At 54.6% G+C, this 23262-nt stretch carries 18 protein-coding genes; all 18 read right to left on the bottom strand.

Annotated features, from left to right (window positions below; all coding sequences use genetic code 11):
• Nucleotides 1–123: 123 nt before the first annotated feature.
• Nucleotides 124–846 carry an RNA polymerase sporulation sigma factor SigE gene (gene sigE, locus DQG23_RS17900; protein WP_113032244.1) on the bottom strand — a complete coding sequence of 241 codons (723 nt, stop codon included), beginning with the start codon at nt 844–846 and terminating at the stop codon, nt 124–126.
• A 344-nt stretch (nt 847–1190) separates the two neighbouring features.
• Entirely contained in the window at nt 1191–2111 is a 921-nt protein-coding gene (spoIIGA, locus tag DQG23_RS17895) for a sigma-E processing peptidase SpoIIGA (protein ID WP_238177928.1), read from the bottom strand.
• A 279-nt stretch (nt 2112–2390) separates the two neighbouring features.
• Nucleotides 2391–3518 (bottom strand): cell division protein FtsZ, encoded by a 1128-nt coding sequence (ftsZ, locus tag DQG23_RS17890; protein ID WP_113032243.1) that lies wholly within the window; start codon nt 3516–3518, stop codon nt 2391–2393.
• Nucleotides 3519–3661: 143 nt separating this feature from the next.
• Nucleotides 3662–4894 carry a cell division protein FtsA gene (ftsA, locus tag DQG23_RS17885; protein ID WP_113032242.1) on the bottom strand — a complete coding sequence of 411 codons (1233 nt, stop codon included), beginning with the start codon at nt 4892–4894 and terminating at the stop codon, nt 3662–3664.
• A 276-nt stretch (nt 4895–5170) separates the two neighbouring features.
• Nucleotides 5171–6079 carry a cell division protein FtsQ/DivIB gene (locus DQG23_RS17880; RefSeq protein ID WP_158560578.1) on the bottom strand — a complete coding sequence of 303 codons (909 nt, stop codon included), beginning with the start codon at nt 6077–6079 and terminating at the stop codon, nt 5171–5173.
• 300 nt (nt 6080–6379) lie between these two features.
• Complete coding sequence (murA, locus tag DQG23_RS17875; protein WP_113032240.1) at nt 6380–7708, bottom strand: UDP-N-acetylglucosamine 1-carboxyvinyltransferase; 1329 nt, start codon at nt 7706–7708, stop codon at nt 6380–6382.
• Between the two features lie 64 nt (nt 7709–7772).
• Entirely contained in the window at nt 7773–8678 is a 906-nt protein-coding gene (gene murB / locus DQG23_RS17870) for a UDP-N-acetylmuramate dehydrogenase (RefSeq protein WP_113032239.1), read from the bottom strand.
• 189 nt (nt 8679–8867) lie between these two features.
• Nucleotides 8868–9992 carry an undecaprenyldiphospho-muramoylpentapeptide beta-N-acetylglucosaminyltransferase gene (locus DQG23_RS17865; protein ID WP_113032238.1) on the bottom strand — a complete coding sequence of 375 codons (1125 nt, stop codon included), beginning with the start codon at nt 9990–9992 and terminating at the stop codon, nt 8868–8870.
• A 7-nt stretch (nt 9993–9999) separates the two neighbouring features.
• The gene (spoVE, locus tag DQG23_RS17860) at nt 10000–11097 is read right to left on the bottom strand and encodes a stage V sporulation protein E (protein ID WP_113032237.1); all 1098 of its coding nucleotides are present in this window, start codon (nt 11095–11097) and stop codon (nt 10000–10002) included.
• A gap of 45 nt (nt 11098–11142) precedes the next feature.
• Entirely contained in the window at nt 11143–12531 is a 1389-nt protein-coding gene (gene murD / locus DQG23_RS17855) for a UDP-N-acetylmuramoyl-L-alanine--D-glutamate ligase (protein WP_113032236.1), read from the bottom strand.
• A 3-nt stretch (nt 12532–12534) separates the two neighbouring features.
• Complete coding sequence (gene mraY / locus DQG23_RS17850) at nt 12535–13497, bottom strand: phospho-N-acetylmuramoyl-pentapeptide-transferase (RefSeq protein WP_113032437.1); 963 nt, start codon at nt 13495–13497, stop codon at nt 12535–12537.
• A gap of 219 nt (nt 13498–13716) precedes the next feature.
• Nucleotides 13717–15132 carry a UDP-N-acetylmuramoyl-tripeptide--D-alanyl-D-alanine ligase gene (locus tag DQG23_RS17845; protein ID WP_113032235.1) on the bottom strand — a complete coding sequence of 472 codons (1416 nt, stop codon included), beginning with the start codon at nt 15130–15132 and terminating at the stop codon, nt 13717–13719.
• Entirely contained in the window at nt 15129–16628 is a 1500-nt protein-coding gene (locus DQG23_RS17840; RefSeq protein WP_113032234.1) for a UDP-N-acetylmuramoyl-L-alanyl-D-glutamate--2,6-diaminopimelate ligase, read from the bottom strand. Before DQG23_RS17840 ends, DQG23_RS17845 begins: the two co-directional genes overlap by 4 nt.
• A 193-nt stretch (nt 16629–16821) precedes the next feature.
• Nucleotides 16822–18741, bottom strand: a complete 1920-nt coding sequence (locus tag DQG23_RS17835; protein ID WP_113032233.1) for a stage V sporulation protein D — start codon at nt 18739–18741, stop codon at nt 16822–16824.
• 142 nt (nt 18742–18883) lie between these two features.
• Nucleotides 18884–21268 (bottom strand): penicillin-binding transpeptidase domain-containing protein, encoded by a 2385-nt coding sequence (locus DQG23_RS17830; protein WP_113032232.1) that lies wholly within the window; start codon nt 21266–21268, stop codon nt 18884–18886.
• Between the two features lie 12 nt (nt 21269–21280).
• Complete coding sequence (gene ftsL / locus DQG23_RS17825; protein WP_113032231.1) at nt 21281–21697, bottom strand: cell division protein FtsL; 417 nt, start codon at nt 21695–21697, stop codon at nt 21281–21283.
• Between the two features lie 69 nt (nt 21698–21766).
• A complete protein-coding gene (rsmH, locus tag DQG23_RS17820; protein WP_113032230.1) occupies nt 21767–22717 on the bottom strand; it encodes a 16S rRNA (cytosine(1402)-N(4))-methyltransferase RsmH in 951 nt (316 codons plus the stop codon).
• A gap of 107 nt (nt 22718–22824) precedes the next feature.
• Nucleotides 22825–23262 (bottom strand): division/cell wall cluster transcriptional repressor MraZ, encoded by a 438-nt coding sequence (gene mraZ / locus DQG23_RS17815; RefSeq protein ID WP_113032229.1) that lies wholly within the window; start codon nt 23260–23262, stop codon nt 22825–22827.

The following is a 23262-nucleotide window of genomic DNA, read 5'->3' as shown; positions in this document are numbered from 1 at the left end:
TCGCGTCCCGACTGGCAAAATCCGTCCGAATCGGCTTGCGTATTTTTTTAACTTTGCCTCGTGGACTTACGGAAAAAACAAAAAGCCGGCAATCCGCGAATGCGGGAATGCCGGCTCGTTTCATCATACCATTTTATTGAATTCCTTGCGCAGACGCTTAATGATACGTTTCTCCAAACGGGATATGTACGACTGCGAAATGCCGAGCATATCCGCGACATCCTTCTGCGTCTTCTCTTCGCCGTCGACAAGGCCGAAGCGCAGCTCCATGATCATACGCTCCCGCTCGGAAAGCTTATCCAGCGCTTTATGCAGCAGTTTGCGGTCGACCTGCTCTTCGATATTACGGTATATCGTATCGTTCTCGGTACCGAGCACATCCGACAAAAGCAGCTCGTTGCCGTCCCAATCGATGTTCAGCGGCTCGTCGAAGGACACCTCGGTGCGGATTTTGCTGTTGCGCCGCAGGTACATCAAAATCTCGTTCTCGATGCAGCGCGAGGCGTAAGTGGCCAGCTTGATCTTTTTGTCCGGATCGAAGGTGTTGACCGCTTTGATAAGACCGATCGCTCCAATCGACACCAGATCTTCGATATGTATGCCGGTATTTTCGAACTTCCGCGCGATATAAACGACAAGACGCAAATTGCGCTCAATGAGCATCGCCCGGATCGCCGCATCGCCCGAAGACAGCTTTTGCAGCAAAAACTCTTCTTCCTCGCGGGTTAGCGGCGGCGGGAGCGCCTCGCTGCCTCCGATGTAGTAAATTTCATTGCTTTTCAGTCCAAACAGCAGCAGCAGCCGGTAATAGTACAGCTGCATCGTCAATTTCCATTTTACCAACATGCAGGTTCCTCCCTTGGGCCATCCGCCCGTCTCGTTTGTATAGGCAAAAAGGCTCAAGTCCTGCCTGCCTTATCATCCTAGAATCCGGCGTTATTCACTAGGGACGAAGCACCCTTTTGCGTACCGGTTTTCTTTCGTTTATCAGACGGTATATCGTGGAAACAGCTTTAAACCTGCGGCAAAGGCCGGCGTCAAAAACCCGATAGGCGTTTATCCTTGCGAATGTCGGATAGCAATCCTCCGCCGTTCGTTCATTTCCTGGTAAACGCGACTCCTCCTCTAAGAAAGGCGAAGCCGTATATCCTTGGTTTTCGCATTAGCCCCCCTTTCGCGGGAGCGACTATTTATGTCTGCAGCAGCATAGGATGGATTATGGCATGATACGAATCGTCCGAACACAGCTTGCCGGCGTCGAAGCCTACCAACACTTTATGCGTGTCGATTTTCCGATCGTTATAGATCACCGTGACTCGATCCGGTTTAATCGCAAGCATAAACTGGGTTCCCCGGTTTACGCCGCGGTACGGCACGAGCCGAAGCCGGTCCTGCCAGCAAAACTCGTCGCTTCCGATCGTCGAAACGATTTGATCGACTTCAGCCTTCCGTATTCGTTCGACCCATTTCTCAGGCAGCACATCCTTCCACATCGCGGTTTCCACAACCATGACCGGCGTTTTCGTAAGGGGATCGTATAGCTGGTTTCCCGTATCGACGAGGCCTTTGCAGCGCATCACGAAGTCTTCGACGGCCACCTCAACCTCCGCCATATAAGTGACCAGCCGCTCCTTTTGCTTGGCACCGCGAAATACGCGCAAATAAATCCACATGACGATTACAAACGCGGCAAGCACAAACCAGATGCCCGTATTCATTTCAAACAGCATCCCGCCGGAATGCGCAAAAAAGATGCCGTTCCAAACATCGCCGGACGCCATAAAAAAATAATGAAAGCCGAATATGCCGCCGGCCGCAGCAAAGCTGACCACATAAAATGCGGTTACATTGCGCAGGAAAGGCGCCATGCCGCCAAAGCCGAAAGCCGTAACAATCATTAGAGCGGAAAACAAAAGCTTAACCATGAACGTGAACATAAAGGAAAGCTCGGGGACAAGCATCATCACGACATATGCGCCGCCGATCACGGACGCTGCTGCAATTCGCCACAGTCGGACCGCCGCATTACGTGTCCAAGCGGTTACGACAAGCAATGCCCCGTCTATCGCCGCATTCAGCAAAAAGATCAGATCGACATATACGATCACCATTCCAGCCCCTTGCCGGCTCATTCCCCACACCATAGCAAATCGCGATCCACAGCCGATTCTGCTCGAGTCCTCAATCAGCAGCGTTCCGAACGCCGTGAGATCAGTATAAAAGAAACGATGCTCAATGTCTGTCTAATCGTGAAGGGGACTAGCATGTTTTTTTGTCGAAGTATGAGGAGAAATGTGGCGGGCTGTGCCGCGAAGAGGGATGGAAATCTGATAAATAAAAAACAACGCCTCATCCGGCTTACCCGGTTGAGGCGTTGAGGCGTTGAGGCGTTAGTCATTCAAATTGTTCTTGCCGCGGTTGCGCAGGAACGTCGGAATATCCAAGTGACTTGGATCCTGTTGCTGGGGCGTATACGCCGGCCTGTTGTTCGGAACTCTCGATGGTTCCGAAGGGGCCGTCTCTTGCGGACGACGCATCGGTTGAGCAGGAATCATCGGTGCAGGTTTATGCTCGAAGCCCGTAGCAATTACCGTTACTTTAATTTCGTCCTTCATCGCTTCATCGATGATCGCGCCGAAGATCACGTTAACTTCCGGATCGGAAGCCGCCATAACGATTTCGGCCGCTTCGTTTACTTCATATAGGCTTAGGTTAATGCCGCCGGTAATGTTCATGATGACGCCGCGTGCGCCGTCGATAGACGTTTCGAGCAGCGGGCTTTGAATCGCCTTTTTGGCGGCTTCGGCTGCGCGGTTCTCGCCGGCCGCAGTTCCGATCCCCATCAAGGCGGAGCCGCGCTCCGACATGATCGTTTTGACGTCGGCGAAGTCAAGATTGATCAGTCCCGGTACCATAATCAAGTCCGAGATGCCTCGTACGCCTTGATTCAGAACGTTATCCGCTTCGCGGAACGCTTCCAGCATCGGCGTTTTCTTGTCGACGATTTCCAGCAAGCGGTCGTTCGGTATTACGATCAGCGTATCGACCTTCTCTTTAAGAGCCGCTATGCCGGTCTCGGCCTGCAGCGAACGCTTGCGTCCTTCGAATGTAAAGGGCCGTGTGACGACACCAACTGTCAACGCGCCTACTTCCTTGGCGATTTCAGCAATAACCGGCGCGGCGCCGGTACCTGTTCCTCCGCCCATGCCCGCCGTAACGAACACGAGGTCGGAGCCTTTAAGCGCCTGTACGATCGCTTCGCGCGATTCTTCGGCAGCCTTCTTGCCCACATCCGGATTGGCGCCCGCTCCCAATCCGCGGGTCAGCTTCTCACCGATTTTGAGCTTTATTTCGGACTTGGCCAGGTTAAGCGCCTGCGCATCCGTATTAACTGTAATAAATTCTACGCCCTGAATGCCATGGTCGATCATTCGGTTGACCGCGTTGCTTCCGCCGCCGCCAACACCGATCACCTTAATCGTAGCTTGTGATTCGATATCCAAGTCAAATTGCAACATAGACAATTGATTGCTCCCCCTTACTTGCGCCTAGGATAAACGATTATGACGCCCTATGCGATTTCGAAGCATTCGGTACCGAACGCTTCCGCTTAGGACATCGATTTGCGGATGATGGATCGGGAAAGACGAGTTCGAGGTTATTAAATAAACTCACTCAGCCAATTTTTCATTCGCTCAAACATCCCTACTTTTTCTTCCGTCGTTTTCTTAACGGCCGATCGTTTCGGGGTTGCGTTTCCGCGGCTGCGGAACGACTTCGTTACATGATGGATAATGCCGACGCCGGCTGTATAGGACGGATCGCGTACACCGATAAAATCGGGGGTACCAACTCTAACTGAGGTAGCCAGTTCCGCTTGCGCGACAGCAAGTACGCCGGGCATCGATATGGTCCCGCCTGTAAGCACGTAGCCTCCGGGCGCATTGCCATATCCTAAACGGAACGCTTCAGCTTTGATAAGCTGGAAAATTTCCTGCACCCTTGGCTCGATAATCGTGGCCAATTCGACTTGCGTAAACTGCTTTTCCATATTGCTTCCGATACGCGGCACTTTGAATACCTGGTCTTCGGCGGCATCATCCATATTGGCGCATCCGAATTTCAGCTTCACCCGCTCGGCATGCTCGATTTGCGTGTGCAAACCGATCGAAATATCGCTTGTAATAAATTCGCCGCCGATAGGAAGCGTGGAAGTCGCTACGATCGTCCCGTTCTCAAAAACGGCGACCGTCGTCGATCCCGCTCCGATATCGACAAGCACCGTGCCGATCGATTTCTCGTCCTTCGACAAAGTCAAATTTCCGGATGCCAGCGACATTAAAGCCAGCTCGCTAATATGCAGCCCGGCTTTCTCTACGACGCGGCGCAAATTATGTATGCCAGTTTTGGCGCCGGTAATGATGGTCGCTTCGACTTCAAGCCTGACTCCGATCATGCCGCGCGGATCCTGGATACCCTCAAGCCCGTCCACTACATACTGCTTTGGAACGACACCGATGATCTCGCGTTCCGGAGGAAGCGCGATAACCCGGGCAGCTTGGAGCACCCGTTCGATATCTTCATCGCCGATCTCCCGGTCGACGTTGGAAACTGCAACGACGCCATGGCTCGTCTGAAGAGCGATATGGCTGCCGGAAATCCCTACGTAAACATCCGATATTTGAATGCCGACCATACGCTCGGCATGATCTATCGCACTACGGATCGATTGGACTGTCTGATCGATATCGACGATGGCGCCTTTGCGGATTCCTTCCGAGTCGGCTGAGCCTACTCCGATAATATTCAGTGAACTTCCGGATACTTCGCCGATAATGGCACGCACCTTGGATGTACCGATGTCTAAGCTAACAATGACGTCTTCGTTGCTCAACCGTTGGCACCTCCCGTAGGTTGATAGATTTAGTCGCATTAAAATTGCCTGACTTCTGTAACTTATTCAACATAGCTATTGTTTTCCCTCTTTTTTTCAGCAAGTTTTTTGGATAGTAATAAATTCCACATTATGCCGAGAATCGCCGTAAACGCGCGAAAGGGCAGTAGAAACCCATAATGATAATTTTAACAGTTTTCAAGAACGATTAGTAGTCTCATTTGCAGAAAAGGTTATGGGCAAAAAGTCCTTATTTCAGGGCTAAAGGGTGAGTTTTCAATTTCCCTTTACATCCCTCTGCGTCGGTGTCGGCTTCGGCTTCGGCGTCGCAGACTTGGTTGGAGTCGGAGTAGGCTTCGGCGTCGTTTTCGGCGTCGGCTCTTTTTTGTTGTCGTTTTTCTTGGTGTCGCCGGCCTTCTTCGTATCCTTCGCACCGGTATCCAGCGGTATCGCTTCGCCTCTGACCTGTTCGAACATCGAAATGACGCCGGAAGTTTTATTCTGGTCTTTGAGCGAATTGATCATATACCCCAAATACGGCAGTTTTTCCGGCAAATATCCGATCGTCGTCGACACTTCGAATTGCGAGCGGGTGTACATTTTGATTTTGTCCGCATAGGCATCGCTGGGATCGGGTTTGATTTCGGAGACGTCGGACAATATCGCAGGCGGTATGTCCGCCAGCGTTTGGAGCAGCTTCAATTTCAACGGATCGTCATCGCTCCATCCGCTCAAGATCGGCTTGTCGAACGGAATGCCGGAAACCGGTACCGCCGTCGAGCTGCCGTCTACAAGAAGCACCTGCACGCTGCCGTCACTCGTAAACTGAAACGCTACGCGCGGGTATTCCTTCACGACGATCGACATATGTCCCGGGAACGATTTCGTTACCTCGACCGACTCGATCATCGGCAGCTTTTTGATTCGCTTCTCCACTTCACCGGAACTGAATGCAAAAAATTGATCGCCGACCGCAACCGCGGAGGCTTGTCCGATCGTTTCGCTAGAGACGAGCTCGTTGCCCGATATTTCAATCTCCGATAGTTTGCTGACAGGCGATTGAAAGAATAGAATAATCAGAACCGTAACAAAAAAAAGGACCAACAATATCAAGAGCGCCCTGCTGCCGCGCCTTTTCTTGCTTTCAGGCTTCATGGCAGGCACTTTCGGTTCCGCAGCAGACAACCTAACACCTTCCCCCGCCATTCCCCTTCTAGACATGCTTCGGCGAAAAACGCAGCTCGGCAAAAACGGTTTACGGATCATTCCTAAGCACACTCCGGCTTTGACGCAAAAGACGGCTTCGGAAGCTTCCCGTTATGTAATGAGCGGCGTTAGCCATGAATTCGAACAAGCATCGAAGCACATGCTTCCCGGCGTTCGAAGAAGCTATGGAGAATGGAAAAATCTTATAACGCCCTTCATCCCCTCCTGCTTACAGGAAGGGATAATCGAGCGATTTTTTGCATAGTAGTGAAGTATAAGTTACAAATGCATGGGCTCCGTCCCGGTTTGGGCGATCTCCGCCCTCGAAATCGCCTGCGAAGGTCTGTCGGCAGGCGCGTGATAGCGGGTAATGCCGGCTCCGAGACGGCTAAGCATATGTTCGATCCGGTCGTAACCCCGGTCTATATGATGAACCTGCTCCACGACAGTCGTGCCGTGCGCAGCGAGACCGGCGATTACAAGCGCGGCTCCAGCGCGCAAATCGGTAGCCTCGACAGTGGCCCCATACAACCTCGGCACGCCTCTCACGTAGGCGGCGTTCATGTCGACGGTAATGTCCGCTCCCATGCGGCCAAGCTCGTCGACGTGTTTGAATCTGCCTTCGAAAACCGTTTCCTTCACGACGCTCATTCCGTCCGCCAAAGACAGCAGCACCATAATTTGCGATTGAAGGTCGGTCGGAAAAGCGGGATGGGGCGACGTAATGATTCGCTCCAGCGCTTTCGGACGAGTTCCGCACGATATGTTCATTATATCACCTTCGAAGGCGATTTGAACACCGGCGCGCCGCAGAACGTGAATGGCCGACGTGAGGTGGGCTGGGCATACGTTTTCAAGCGTCACGTTGCCGCGCGTAGCTGCAGCCGCGATCATGAAGGTTCCGGTAACGATCCGGTCCGGAATGACGCGATATATGCACGGCGTCAGCCTGTCGACGCCTTCGATCGTTATCGTATCGGTACCCGCGCCGACTATTTTGGCTCCCATCGTGACGAGGAAGTTTTGCAAGTCTTGAATTTCCGGCTCCCGGGCGGCATTATGAATGGTCGTGATGCCCTCCGCTTTCACGGCGGCCATCATAATATTTTCGGTAGCGCCTACGCTGGGATAATCGAGAACGATGTCCGCACCTTTAAGCTTGTCGGCCTTGCACACGATCGTGCTGCCCGATTCTTCTATTTTGGCGCCTAGCGCCGTCAAGCCTTGCAGGTGCAAATTGATTTTGCGTTCGCCGATAGCGCAGCCTCCCGGCTGGTATACGTGAACGACTCCAAAACGGGCTAACAGCGGCCCCATCAAAAATATGGAGGAACGCATTTGTTTCATCAAATCTTCCGGGATGTGGGAAGAATGCAAGGTCGACGTATGAATCGTCACGGTTTCACCTTGATGCTTCACCCGGCAACCTAGCGCACGCAGTATACTGATCATGACATCGATATCGAGTAAGTCGGGTACATTTTCGATCGCATGTGTTCCGTCCGCCAGCAAGCTGGCTGCTAAAATCGGTAGTGCGGCATTTTTTGCGCCATGAATCCGTATGGTTCCCGAGAGAGGTCTCCCACCTTCGATCACCAACTTCTCCAATGTTTCACCTCCAGGTCGATTCGGAAGCAAACGAAACGTAGTCAACGGAGGCTTTCCGCCTTTTTTAAAATTCGCCCACCTTGAGCACTTCCGGTACGAGCTGCACGCCAAACTTCTCGAACACGCGCTCCTGCACGTGCTTCATCAGCGCCAGAATGTCGTTTGCCGTCGCTTGACCGGTGTTAATCATAAAATTGGCGTGCAGCGTAGACACTTCCGCTCCCCCGATTCGCGTTCCTTTCAGGCCGGCCTCTTCGATCAGCTTCGCGGCATGATGATTTTCCGGATTCCGGAATACGCTGCCGGCGCAAGGCAGGCTGAGAGGCTGCGTCCGCATTCGGCGGTCCTTATACGCCGCAAGCGTTCCGGCAATCTCGGTCCTGTCTCCGTAAGCGAGCTCGAAGACCGCTTCCGTGACGATGCCCGGCAGCCGGTGCAGAACGGAATGGCGGTAAGCGTACTGCAGGTCGTCTTTCGTCATGATGACGAGTTCTCCCGTATCCAACATCACTTCCGCTTGTTTGAGTATGCGTGACACATCAGACCCGTGCGCCCCCGCGTTCATGTAAACGGCGCCTCCGACGCTGCCTGGAATGCCCCCTGCGAATTCCAAGCCGGTTAACCCCTGTTTGCTGGCCTTCACCGTCAGGACGATGAACGAATGCGCACCTCCGGCATGGACGAGGTTGCCGTCGAATCGCGCATAATCGAGTGCCGGACCGAGTTTAATGACGACGCCGCGAATGCCTTTGTCCGCAACGAGCAAGTTGGAGCCGCGTCCAAGAACGAACCATGGCGTTTGATGCCGGTACAGCAATTTGACCGCACCGACCAGCTGTTCTTTCGTTTGCGGAACGAGCAGCACGTCGGCAGGTCCTCCGATTTCCCAGGTCGTGTACGGCGCCATCGGCGCGCCGAGCTTAATATCGCCGACGCCGGCCTCCTGCAATTCCGCTATTACCTGTTGCATGGGATCAACCTCCTTTACAGAACAACGTGGGCGGTTTCGCATGCATCCCAGATGTCTGTCACGGTTATAGTGTAGTTTATGTAAAAGCGGCGAGAGTGTGACAATCGCCTATATAACGCAATCTCCGCCTAGCGGGAGATGACTTGCAACGCAAGCGGAATACGCTCCGAATTCCCTCCGGAACGCTGCCTATCGGCGGGACGGAAGCGACTCGGTCTCGATCAGCTCGACGATTGCGCCGACGCCGTCCTTCACCTGCGAACGCGCCATTCGTTCCGTGTAATCCTTGCGGTGCTCGTATACTTCCGTCACCAGCGCATGCAGGGTATCTGCGGTCGCTTGTTCCTCGGGCAGGACGCGCCCGTAGCCGGACTTCTCGAACGATGCCGCATTTACGATCTGGTCCCCTCTGCTCGCTTGCCGCGTCAGCGGAATAAGCACCATCGGCTTTTGCAGCGCCAAAAATTCGCAGATCGACGTCGCGCCCGCACGGGATATGACAATATCGGTCATCGCCAGCAAATCAGGCAGCTCTTTGTTCACATATTCGAATTGGCGGTATCCGCGCAACCCTTCGAGAGACGCATCGAGGTTGCCCTTGCCGCAAATATGTACGATCTGAAAACGCTGCAGCAAGCTTTGCAGCTTCGCGCGGACCGCCTCGTTAATCGCCTTGGCTCCGAGGCTGCCGCCCATTACGAGCAGCACGGGCTTCGATCGCGTAAAATCGCATAAGCTGCGCCCCCGCTCCGCGGATCCCGCCTGCAGCTCGCTGCGGATGGGCAGGCCGGTCAAGACGGCTTTGCCGCCTTCGTCAGAAGCCTGACTGCCGCTGCCGCCTGCGGCCGAGCTTTTCTTGGCTGCCAGAGACAACGTTTCGGGAAACGTTACGCACACCTTGCGGGCGAACGGCACGGACAGCTTGTTGGCCAGCCCCGGCGTCATGTCCGATTCATGAATGATTACGGGAATGCCGCGCATCCAGCCCGCAACGACTACGGGGACGGAAACGAAGCCCCCTTTGGAAAATACGATGCTCGGCTTCAGCTTTTTTAATAGCTTATAGGAATCCCAGACGCCCTTCAACACTTTGAAAGGGTCTTTCATATTTTTCAAGTCGAAATAACGCCGCAGCTTGCCGGATGAAATGTGGTGAAACGGAATGCCCGCTTCATCGATAATCTGCTTTTCTATGCCGTCGGCGGAGCCTATGTATGACGCTTCCCAGCCCTTTTGCCGCAGGGCGGAAATAAGCGCAAGGTTCGGCGTCACATGACCCGCCGAACCTCCTCCGGTGAAGACGATTTTTTTCAAGCCACCGTCACCTCGCGTATCGAGAAATGTTAAGTAATATGCCGAGTGAAGTCAGCATGAGCGTTAAAGAAGAACCTCCGTAGCTAATTAGCGGCAGCGTAATGCCGGTAACCGGAAACATCCCGATGACGACGCCGATGTTAATGATCACCTGTACGGCGACCATCCCGGTAATGCCGACCGCCAGCAGGCTGCCGAACGTGTCGGGAGCCGTTATGGCCGTCCGAAGTCCGCGCCATACGAGCAGCGTAAACAAGGCCAAAAGAAGCGTTCCTCCGATAAAGCCGAGCTCCTCGCCGATAATCGAAAAAATAAAATCCGTTTGCGGCTCCGGCAGATAGCTGTATTTTTGCCTGCTCATGCCGAGTCCCAATCCTACCAAACCGCCCGGACCTACCGCATACAGCGATTGGATCGCTTGATAGCCGACGCCGAGCGGATCCTGCCACGGATCGAGAAAGCCGGTAATGCGTTTCATCCGGTAAGGCTCCGCCAGCACGAGCCCGATGAGGCCTACCACGCCGATCATCGCGAGACCGACCAAGTGAGCGATCCGTGCGCCGGCCGTATAAATGATCAGCAGCGAGGCACCCACCAGAACGGCACCCGTGCCAAGGTCCGGCTGAAGCATGATGAGCCCGAACGTTACGCCGACGATCGCGAGCGGCGGCATAAGGCCGCGGGTAAAGTTCGTAATCTGAACGTTATCCTCGGACAACAGCTTCGCAAGAAACAAGATGACGCACATCTTCATAAACTCGGACGGCTGAATGCCGAACGACGCGATGCCGAGCCAGCTTCTCGCGCCGCCGCGAACGACGCCTATGCCCGGAACCAGCACGATAAGCAGCATCACGAAGCCGATGATCAGCGCAAGCTTGGCGTATTTTCGCCAAACCCAATAGTCTACGTTCATCATGACGACCATCGCAACGCCGCCGAGCGCGGCAAACAACAGCTGACGCTTCAAGTAATAATAAGCATCTCCGAACTCCCGGAAAGACAGCACCGCGCTGGCGCTGTAAACCATAATGATGCCTATCGCCAGAAGCAGAACGGTAGACAATAGCATAATAGGATCCGGAAGAGAACGCGATTTGCCCATAGCCAGGCACCCCTTGCAACAAAAGTGGGGACAAGCTCCCCCTTGTTACAGGTTATGCACGGACTGCTTAAAAATGCGTCCCCTTTCCTCATAAGAAGCAAACATGTCCCAACTTGCACACGCCGGAGACAGCAGTACGACATCACCAGACTCCGCCAAGCCGCTCGCAATGCGTACGGCTTCATTCAGAGCGTCGGCGGGAGTGTTAGCATTATCGACGCTTTTCACCGCCTGTAGTCCTGCCAGCGCCGCGACGCGGTTTATTTTTTCGCGGGTTTCGCCGATCGTTACGACCGCCTTGATCCGGTTCTCGAAATACGGAAGCAGCTCCATATAGTCCATTCCGCGGTCCAGTCCGCCGGCGATCAGGACGATCGGCTGCGCGAACGCTTCGATGTCCATAATGGTCGCGGCCGGATTCGTCGCCTTCGATCCGTTTATATAGGTAACGCCGTCTCTTCCTGCCACGAATTCAAGCCGATGTTCGACGCCGCGGAAAGCGCGCAGCACCTTCGCGATCGTTTCGAATGGGACGCCCGCCGCGTAAGCGACCGCAGTGGCCGCAAGCGCATTTTGCACGTTATGCCTGCCTGGAATGCCCAGCTCGCCCGCCGGAAGCACGGGAACCTTTTCCCCTTCAAACGTACGGCAGACGATCGTATTCTCCTGCAAATAAACGCCGCATTCGAGCTCCTCCGACATGGAGATAGGAAGCAGCCTTGCCTTCAAGTCTGGTATCAGACGACGGCATACGTCATTGTCCGCATTAACGACCGCAACATCCTCAGCCGTTTGATTCGCAAACAGCTTGATCTTGGAATCGATGTAATCTTCCATCCCGCCGTGATAGTCGAGATGGGTCTGGTACACGTTAAGCAGGCACGCGATATGCGGCCGGAATGCGGATGTCCCTTTCAGCTGAAAACTGGACAGCTCGACAACCATCCGGTTGTCCGAGGTCGCCTCTGCCGCAGCGTCGCACAGTGACCGGCCGATGTTTCCGGCTACGATCGGGGCGAGGCCCGCCGCTTCCAGCATGTTACCGATCAACGTCGTCGTTGTCGTTTTGCCGTTCGAGCCGGTAATCCCGATAATCGGCGCTTCGCAAATGTGATAAGCGACCTCCACCTCGGTCACGATTTCGATACCGAGCGCCGTTGCCCGCGCCACCGGCTCCGCCGTGTAGGGGATGCCCGGGTTTTTGACGACGAGCGAAACGCCCTCGTGGATGAGCGTCAGCGGATGACCGCCGCAAACAACAGAAATACCCAGAGCCTCTAACTCGGCGGCTTCAGGGCATGCGTCGCGCTCTTTTTTATCATTAACGGTTACCGCCGCGCCTTGCTCGTGAAACAGCTTGGCTACGGCGACTCCGCTTTTGGCAAGCCCAAGTACGACAACTTGCTTGTCTCGGTAATGCATCGGATGCATCATGCGTTAGAACACCTCGTTTACGTAAAGTCCGATTCCCGCAAGTACTAACCCCGTCAGCCAGAACGTGATGACGACCCGCCACTCCGACCATCCCGACAGCTCGAAATGGTGGTGAATCGGGCTCATTTTGAATACGCGTTTGCCCCTTGTCTTGAAGGACGTGACTTGAATGATGACGGACAAAACTTCAATTGCAAAAACGCCGCCGATAACGGCGAGAAGCATTTCCTGCTTCGTCAAAATGGCCGCGGCCGCGAGTCCTCCGCCAAGCCCCAGCGAACCCGTGTCGCCCATAAATACCTTGGCCGGATGAGCGTTAAAAACGAGGAAGCCAAGCACAGCGCCGACCGTGGCTGCAGAGAAAATCGCCGTCTCCGGGCTGTGACTCTGAACCGCGATTATGACATAAGCGCCGAAAGCGATTGCGCTCGTACCTGCAAGAAGTCCATCCAAGCCGTCTGTAAAATTGACGCCGTTGCTTGTCGCCAGCATCAGGAAAGCGACGAACGGATAGTACAGCCAGCCGAACTTGATGTCGACGTTAGCGATCGGGATATGAACGTCCGTCGAGTGGCCCATCCGAATGAGAAAGTAACACACGATAGCGGAGACGATCAGTTGACCGATCAGCTTCTGCCTGGCGGTCAAGCCGAGCGAGCGCTTGAACAATATTTTGATGTAATCGTCTAAAAATCCGATTAGTCCGTAGCCCAGCGAGGCGACGAGAAGTACGACAAGCTCGCTGTCTTTATCGGCAAAACGGAGCGCGGCTACCGCCAGCGCCATCATGATGATGATGCCGCCCATCGTCGGCGTCCCTTTTTTCTTCAAATGGCCCTGCGGGCCGTCCGTGCGGATTTGTTGGCCGAACTTCAGCCTCCGCAAGAGCGGTATGAGCAGCGGCCCCGCCAGCAGCGCCAAGACGAAGGCGGTTGCCAGCGGAAACAGGATCTCTTTACTATCAATCATGAGGGCACCCCTTGCAAATTTCTCGCATTGTTTAGCATATATTTATTCGAGCTGCTGTCCGTGCTTGCCGCAGCAGCCCACTAGCTTTCCAAGGATAAACGGCTGCGTCGACCTAAACGCTTTCGTAGAAAGCGACTTCGTAAGCATACGCTTAAGGACAGACGCGTTTACCGAGGTTTAGAGCCGCTTCCACGATATACTTTCCGATAAACCAAGTCAAACCGCTTCATCCTCCGACTTCAGCGCGGCAACGACTTCCTCCAGACGCATGCCCCGCGAGCCTTTCACGAAAACGGCGTCGCCTTCCTTAAGCAGTCCCCGCAGCTTGCGGATCAATTCCGCCTTGTCGTCAAACGCTTGAACCTTGTCTTCGCCGAGCCGCTTAGCCGCTTCTTCCGCAACGTACCGGGCGAGCCGCCCGTAAGTAAAGACGCCGTCAACGGTTTCCGGCTCGAGCGCCCTGCCGATTTCGCGGTGAAATTCCTCTTCGCGCGAACCAAGCTCCAGCATATCGCCAAGTATCGCGAATTTACGTGAATACCCTTTTAAATCCGTCAGAAGGGCAAGCCCCGCCTGCATCGAAGTCGGACTGGCATTGTAGGCGTCATTGAGCACCAAAACCCCGCTTTTCAGCTTGACAGGCTCGATCCTCATACTTGTGAGCTCGACGACTTTGAGCCCTTGCTCGATTTCGTCGTCGCTGACGCCCATAAACTTCGCAACCGCGATCGCGGCAAGCGCGTTGACGACATTATGAAGCCCGAGCAGCGGCACAAACAAGCTGCGCGCTCCCGGCAAATTCGTTTGAAAATGCGTGCCATCTCCGTCCTGCATAACGCCGACCGGATAAATATCGTTGCTGTCGGATGCTCCGAACCTGTACCTAAGCATCGAGGAAGGCTGCGGCATTTCGGGCATCAAGCGCTCGATCAGCGGCTCGTCGCCGTTATACACGAAGAAGCCGTCCGGCTTCAGCCCGCTCAAAATTTCCGTTTTAGCCCTCGCGATTTCTTCCCTCGAGCCGAGCTGGAGCAGATGCGACTCCCCGATATTCGTAACGATTGCAGCTTCGGGCTCGGCAATTCTCGAAAGCAGCTCGATTTCGCCCCGGCCGCTCATGCCCATTTCCAGAACGGCCATTTCCGTCCGCTCATCCATTTCCAGCAGCGTCATCGGAAGACCGATATGATTGTTCAAATTGCCTGCCGTTTTATGAACGTTATACGTCGTTCCTAGCAGCGATGCGAGCAAATCCTTCGTCGTCGTTTTGCCATTGCTTCCCGTGATTCCGACTATGCGAACGGGAAGCTCGCTCCGGTACGCATGAGCGAGCTTCTGCAGCGCTTCAAGCGTATCCTCCACCTCGATAAGCGGCAAGCCTTCCTCCGGCTTGGGCCGGCCGATTTGCCACAGTGCCGCGGCCGCGCCTTGAGCAAGCGCCTCCAGCACGTAATCGTGGCCGTCCCGCTGGCCGATGAGCGGCACGAATAAATTGCCGGGCTGAATTTTCCGCGTATCGAAGCAGACGCCTTTCACGACGGTTTCCGTAAAGTCTTCGCCGGACGGATTTCCGGCATCCGTCAAACCGGCTCCGACCATTTGCGCGATTTGTCCGCAAGTGCGTATTATCATTCGTTCCGTCCCCTTATCGCTTCCCTGGCTTCCTCGCGGTCGTCGAAATGATGCGAGACGCCGCCGATGATTTGGTAGGTTTCATGACCTTTTCCCGCAATCAATACTACATCGCCGGGGCTTGCCATTTCAATAGCCTTTTTAATCGCTTCGCGCCTATCCGCCAAAAGCTCGTACCGGTCCGCCGGGTAATCCGTTTCCTGCAGCCCTTTCTCGATATCGAGCAAAATCGCCTCCGGGTCTTCGGTGCGCGGATTGTCGGAAGTAACGAACACGTAGTCGCTGTACCGCGCGGCGATGCTTCCCATGATCGGCCGTTTGGTCTTGTCGCGGTCGCCGCCGCAGCCGAAAACGGTTATGATGCGCGCTTCGGCGAATGCCTTGATCGTCGAAAGGGCATTTTCCACGCCGTCAGGCGTATGCGCGTAATCGACGGCCACAAGAAACGGCTGGCCTTCGTCGATCGTTTCCATCCTGCCGTCCACCACCGGCATGGTCTCCAGGCTCCGACGAATATGTTCGAGCGGAATCCCTTCGACGAGAGCCGCCGCAATTGCGGCAAGCGCATTGTAGACGTTGAAATTGCCGACTAGCTTAAGCGACATGTCCGCGACGCCGGCAAAGCTGCTCACGCGGAACGTCATGCCCCGCGCCGACATGCGAATGTTGTCCGCGCGAACGTCGGCATCGCCGGCAATGCCGTAAGTGATCACCTGAGCGGGCGTCACGGACGCAAAATAAACGGAGGCCGGATCGTCCGCATTCAGTACCGCATATTTGCGTTCCTTCGGATCCGGCGAAAATTCATTGCCCAGCCTCGAGAAGAACAAGCCTTTCGCTTCGCGGTAACCGTCCATCGTAACATGAAAATCGAGATGATCCTGCGTCAAATTCGTAAATACGGCCGTGCGGAAACGCGTGCCGAGCACGCGGCCAAGCTGCAAGCCGTGCGAAGATACTTCCATGACGCAATAATCGGTTTTGGCATCAATCATCCGCCGGAAATTCCGCTGCAGCTCCGGACTCTCCGGGGTATTGCCTTCGTATTCGGACGTTTCGCCGCCGATTTTCAGCCCCAGACTGCCCATTAAGCCCGTACGGAAGCCTTGCTCTCTGACGATATGCTCAATCAGATGAGCCGTCGTCGTCTTGCCGTTCGTGCCCGTCACGCCTATTACTTGCAGCTCCCGGCTAGGGTAGCCGTACAGTTGATTCGCAATGACCGCCATGGCGTACCGGACATCCGGCACGATCAGCATGGGAACGTTCAAATCCAGCTCGCGCTCGCAGAGCAGCGCGGCAGCGCCGTTCGCCACGGCGTCGCCGGCGAATTGATGGCGGTCTTTGAACTTTAAATTCGGAGGAGTCGGCGCGCACAAGTAAAGATCGCCCGCTTGAACCAAGTGCGAGTCGATCTTCAGTCCCGTAATTTCAATCGTTCCATCCCCAATCAGTCTCTTTACAGGCAAAAGCGCCGCCGCTTCGTTCAGCTTCACGGGTCATTCCCCCTCTCTTCCGTCTGCCGCGCGGCTCCGCTTTTTCATTGCGGCCGTTCCTGCGGCAGACGATACCCCTGCTATTATCTTTATTGCCTTAATAAGCGATTCATTGACATGAATATCGAAAAAATATCCGCGATATGCTCTAATCGAAATATTTTACTTGCGCTCCATGCGAAGCTGCCGCGATTTATTTGCCTTCCGACATAAAAATGCGTATCGTGGAGCCCTGATCGAGTCTGGTTCCGGCAGCCGGCTGCTGCTTGACGACCGTGTTGCCTTCACCGGATTTGCTGAGCTGAAAATCCATATTCAAGTCTTCGTATATTTCCTGCACCGTCATCCCTACAAGATTCGGCACTTCGAGTATTTTTGTGTCTCCGTAAACGTACTCGCGTTCGATTTGCTCTTTGCTCGGCTCCACATTCATATAGCGAAGCGCGTCGCCCATAATGTTGCGGACGACAGGTGCGGCCACGAGCCCGCCGAACTGGATGCCCTGCGGATTGTCGATCGCGACGTAGACGACGACTCTCGGTTTGTCAGCCGGCGCGAAGCCGATGAATGAAACGATATGCTCGTTCGGCGAATAGCGGCCATTCACGACCTTTTGCGCCGTACCGGTTTTGCCCCCGACGCGATAGCCGTCCAGAAACGCATTTTTACCGGTTCCTTTCGCCACTACGCTTTCAAGCGCATCCCTCACCTGCTTGGACGTCTCCTCCGAGATGACCGTCCGCACCAGCTCCGGCTCCATCACGTCGATAACCTCGCCCGTGTCCGGGTTAACCCAAGCTTTGGCGACGCGGGGCTTGAACAGCTTGCCTCCGTTGATCGCCGCGGAAACCGCAGCCACCTGCTGAATCGGCGTAACCGAAACCCCTTGGCCGAAGGAGGTCGTCGCAAGCTCGACAGGGCCTACTCTCGACATTTTGAACATGATGCCGTTCTCTTCGCCTCCGAGGTCGATCCCCGTCTTCTTGCCGAAGCCGAACCGGTTTATGTAATCGAAAAGGGTTTCTTTGCCGAGCCTTTGGCCCATCACGACAAAGCCCGGGTTGCAGGAATTTTCGACGACCTCCAAGAACGTTTCGCTGCCGTGGCCACCCCGCTTCCAGCAGCGCAATCTCGCGCCGGCAACCTCGATATAGCCCGGATCGTGAAACCGCTCGTTGAAGTTCACTTTCTTTTCTTGAAGCGCCGCCGCAAGCGTAATGATTTTGAACGTGGATCCGGGCTCGTACGTCATCCAGATCGGCAGATTCCGGTTAATGACCTCGGACGGGGAGTTCTTGTAGTTGCCGGGCTCGTACGACGGCTTGCCTGCCATCGCCAGCACTTCGCCGTTCATCGGATCCATCATGATCGCGATCGCATTATTCGCTTGATACTTAAGCATCGCTTGGTCTAGCTCGCGCTCGAGGACCGACTGCAAATAGCTGTCGATCGTCAGCTGCAGGTTCAGCCCGTCCATCGGCTTCGTATAACGGTCCGACGAATTCGGCATCTTCTTCCCCGAAGCGTCCGATAAGAACGATATGCTGCCTCTGATGCCCGTCAGCTGTTTATCGTATTTCGCTTCCACTCCGGTCAAGCCCTGATTGTCGATGCCCGTAAAACCGAGAATGTGTGCCGCCAGCTCTCCGAACGGGTAATACCGCTTATTATCCTCTGCGACGACGATGCCGGGCAAATTCATGGAACGGATCTGCTCCGCCTTCTCATCGGATATTTTGCGGCCGCCGGGTTGTATTTTGACAATGAGCTCGCGTTTCGTTATTTGATTGTATATCGTTTGCTCCGACGACTGCAATGCCGCCGCCAGCTTCGCCGCCGTATCTTTCGGATCCTTCACCTGCGCGGGTATCGCCATCACGGACGGCGAGCTTATGTTATACGTCAGCTTGATGCCGTTGCGGTCCCATACTTCTCCCCGTTTGGCGGCAAAAGGGATGTTCCTTCGCCATGATTCCTCGGCCTTAAGCGCAATTTCGGAACCGATCCAAAGCTGGACGTAGCCGAGCCGAACGACAAGCGCCATAAAAACGAATATCCCGGCAATCAGCGCAAACCACAAACGTTTGCGAATCGTTACGTTGGAAACTTTCATGATACGCCCCTCCCGAGCCTGAGAAAATGATTCGACAGCCGCCGGAAACCGTCAAGCGGACAAGATCGTTTCATATCCAGATTATTCGGGACAAACAGGGGTTAGAACAAGCTTATCCGGCATGGCCGAATAAGCTTGCCGATCATCTTTTGGCTTCCGTTCCGCCTTCGGACGAACCGGATTTTTGGCTGTCTTCGGCAGAGGAGTTCTCATTATTTCCGTCTTCGCCTTTATCCGACTCGGCTGCTTTCTTCCCGTCGGACGCTTTCTTGCCGTCAGACTCTTTCTTCTCGTCGGCCTCATTCTTCGGCTCTGCTAGAGGCTTCAGCTCGAAGGTTACGACTTTGCCGCCGTTCGCTTCGCCTTCGGCTTGCGACACGACATACCCTTCTCCGTTCGCTTTGCACTGAATCTCCAGCTGCCCGCAAATCTCCATCGCTTCCCGGAGCGAAACGCCGGTCAAATCCGGGATTTGCATCCCTTGCGCTTCCTGCGTCACGAGGACGATGCGCTGCGACATGGCGACTTCCGTTCCGGGGGCCGGCGATTGCTTGAGCACCTTGCCGCCCTCCCCCAGAACCTCGGGTTTGAGCCCGGTCTGCTTTAGCTTTTTGGTCGCCTCGGCGATCGTTTGGCCCGTAACGTCCGGGACGGTTGCAATCGACTCGACGTTAGTTTCCGTCTTCGTCGCGGTGTTGCCGGAGCTGCTGCGTACGTTCATATACCGCAAGCTTTGCTGTACGATATCCTTGAACACGGGGGCGGCAACTTCGCCGCCGTAATGGTAGTTGCCCTTCAAGTCCGGCTGATCTGCGAGAACCGCGACCAGCAGCCGCGGGTTTTCCACCGGGGCAAAGCCGACGAACGTGATGACCCACGTGTTCGGCGAATATCCTTTGCCGGGAATAACGATGTTCGCGGTTCCCGTCTTGCCCGCCACCCGATAATCGTTTATGTACGCCCGGCGCCCCGTACCGATGTCCTGATTCGCGACGACCTGCTCCAAATAAAGCGCGGTTTGCTGCGCCGTCTCCGGAGACACGACCTCTCGGACGACTTTCGGGTCGAACGTTTGAATCACTTCGCCGGTTTGCGAGTCGACAATGTCTTTGACGATGTGCGGCTCCAGCAGCTTGCCGCCGTTCGCGATCGCGGCGTAAGCGGCGGTTTGCTGCAGCAGCGTCGTAAGCACTTGGCCTTGCCCGTATGTAGCGGTTCCGTACTCCGAGTCGTATTTCATGTTGACGATACCTTTGGTCTCGTTGGGCAGGGCGATACCCGTCTTTTTGCCGAAGCCGAAATTCATGATGTAGTCGGTCAGCAGCTTCGGTCCGAGCTTCTCGAAGCCGAGCTTGACGAAAGCCACGTTACTGGAACGCAGAAGGCCTTCCATGTAGGTGATCGTCCCCCAGCCCCTTGTTTCATGGTCATGAAGCTCACGGCCGCCAACGTAAATTTTGCCGGACGGGAACTTGTCGTTCGGATTGAACAAGCCTTCCTGAACGGCGCCGGCAAGCGTGACGACCTTAAACGTCGAGCCGGGCTCGTACTGTGAAGCCACCGCATGATTGATAAAATCGCTTTGGCTGCCGAACTCCCAATATTTATTCGGATTAAAGTCCGGAGCGTTCGCCATCGCCAAAATTTCCATCGTTTGCGGATCGACGGCGATCGCCGTCATGCTTTTAGGCTTCCATTTGTCATAAGACGTTTTAAGTGCGGTTTCCACATAATATTGGATGTTCTGGTCGATCGTCAAGCGGACGGTTTTTCCATTTTCCGCAGGGTTTACCGTAACTTTCGAATTCGGCAGCTCGACTCCCCTGGCGTCTCTTTCGTGTTCTAGCGTCCCGTTCTTGCCGCGCAGCATTTCGTCGAACGTCGATTCGATCCCCCCGACGGCCTTTCCTTCCTTGTCGAGGTAACCCAAAATATGAGAGGCAAGCCGATTGGACGGATAATAGCGCTTCTGCGTTTCCTTCGTATTAATGCCAAGATTGCCCTTCGAATCCGTTTTTAGCTGAAGCTCGGTAATAAAAGCATCGATCTTCTTTTTCGTTTCCCCGTCAATTTTCCACCCTTCGGGTTTGATCTCCACATCGACCAAATAACCGCTGCCGTCGGATTTCTTCTTTGTCGCAAGGCCGTATATTTTTTTCTCCAGCTCCGCTATCTCCGCGGGGTCCGAACTCATCGTCAGGATAGCCGCCAGTCCGCGAGCGATATCCCAATCGAGCTGCTCCGAATTTTTCGATTTCGAGCTCGTTTTTTTGGCATTTATCAATTCCGGGTTAACCGAAACCGTATAAGCGACCGCTTCCTCGGCGAGCGTCCTGCCGTTTCTGTCTACGATCTCGCCGCGCTTGGCCGCGAGCACCTCGGACTTGCTCCAAACTTCTCCCGCCTTCTCGCGGAGCCACGACGCTTCCACTACCTGCACCCAATACATGCGGCTGACCAAACCGAGAAACAATAGCGTAAAAAAGGCGCCCAGCAGAAGCGAGCGCAATTTCGTTTTCTTCTCCATGTTATCCCTCCGTTACGGCTTTGCGGCGGCGTCAGGCGCTTGGGCAGCCGGATTCGCCGGAACATGCACGACCTGCGTTTCATCGATCGCCTTCAAGCCTTTTTTCTCAACCTCTTGCTTGAGCCGGTTCGGGTCCATCAATTTATTGACTTCTTGTTTCAAAGTGCTGTTTTCCGCTTCGAGCTTCTTTAGCTCTACTTGGATGTTCTGGATGTTGCGGTTCATTTCATAGATTTGCGCGTAACGCCAAATAATGACGCCGGCGACCACTACGCATACGAAAACAGTAAACAAATAGATCAGCTTTTCCTGCACCGGAATCGTCCTCGCTTTATATACGACCTTGCGCGTTTCGCGTATGCGGACGCGGCCGGGTTCTTTTTGCTGTTCCTTCGGTTTCGTCGCCAAATTGCCCTGCGTGTATGCCATCCGGAGTCACTCCTCTCGTTTTTCAGTTTTGGTTTGTCTTTATATGTTTTCAATCATGTTTAACATTTGCTATACTCGCTCGGCCACTCTTAGCTTTGCGGAACGTGCGCGGGGGTTTGCCGCAAGCTCCTCCTCGGACGGATCCAGCGGCTTGCGGTTGACGAGCTTCAGCAGCGACTTTTTATGACAAACGCACACGGGAAAACCCGGCGGACACGTGCATTTTTCTACATATTTCGCAAAAATTTGCTTGCATATTCTGTCTTCCAGCGAGTGGAAGGTGATGACGGATATGCGCCCTCCCGGGGATAAGCAGCGTATCGACTGCTCCAGCGCCTCTTCCATAGCGCCCAGTTCGTCATTAACTGCGATGCGGATCGCTTGAAAGCTGCGTTTGGCCGGATGCGGTCCCGTTCTGCGCGCAGCCGCAGGTATGCCTTCCTTAATAATGTCCGCGAGTCTGCCCGTCGATTCGATCGGCGATTTCTCGCGCTCCGCTATGATCCGCGCCGCGATGCGCCGCGAAAATTTTTCTTCGCCGTATTCATACAAAATTCGCGCAATTTCGCTTTCCGGCCATTCATTAATGATCTCCCGCGCGGTTAAACTCTCCGTCCTATCCATCCGCATATCGAGCTCGGCATCATGGTTATAGCTGAACCCTCTCTCCGCTTCATCGAGCTGCGGCGACGACACGCCCAGATCGAATAAAATGCCGTCCACCTGCGGATTTCCGTCCTTTACCGGCACGGGAAGCCCCAACAATACGTCGCGAATATCGCGAAAATTCGTTCTGACAAGCGTTACCCGATCGGCAAAAGGCTTCAGCCTCGTTTCCGCGTTGGCAAGCGCAGCGTCGTCCTGATCGAATGCGATCAGTCTGCCCTGCGGCCCCAGCTTCGAGGCGATCAATTCGCTATGACCCGCGCCTCCGAGCGTACAATCGACGTAAATGCCGTCCGGCTTTATATGCAACCCTTCGACCGCTTCTTCTTTTAATACCGTGATGTGATGAAACACTTGCAGTCCTCCTTGATGCCGAGCGGACGTTTGCAGCCTCACTGCAGCAGGTTCGCCGGTTGGTCGTTCCGTATGAAAAGCGGCAAGCAGCCGTAACGGCTGTTTCCTTATAGATCGAAATTAAAATCGACGAGCTTCTCGGCAATTTCGTTGAACGATTGCTCGGATTCGGCGAAATAGCTGCCCCATTGTTCCTTGGCCCATATTTCAACCCGGTTCGAGACGCCCAGCACGACGCAGTCTTTGGCCAGCTTGGCATGTTCCACCAAATTTCCGGGTATATTTACCCTTCCCTGCTTATCGAGCTCGCATTCCGTCGCCCCCGAGAAAAAAAAGCGGGTGAACGCGCGCGCGTCCGACTTCATAAGCGGCAGCGCCTTGAGCTTCTGCTCGAGCACTTTCCATTCTTCCATCGGGTACACGAACAAGCATTGATCCAATCCGCGGGTAATGACGAAGGTCGTGCCGAGGGCTTCACGAAACTTGGCCGGAATGATCATTCGGCCTTTTTCGTCGATGCTATGCTGGTGTTCCCCCATAAACAT

The sequence above is a fragment of the Paenibacillus contaminans genome (assembly GCF_003285015.1).
Taxonomy (GTDB): Bacteria; Bacillota; Bacilli; order Paenibacillales; family NBRC-103111; genus Paenibacillus_V; species Paenibacillus_V contaminans.
The sequence above is the reverse complement of the archived record's forward strand: the minus strand, read 5'-3'. Positions and strand labels throughout refer to the sequence as shown.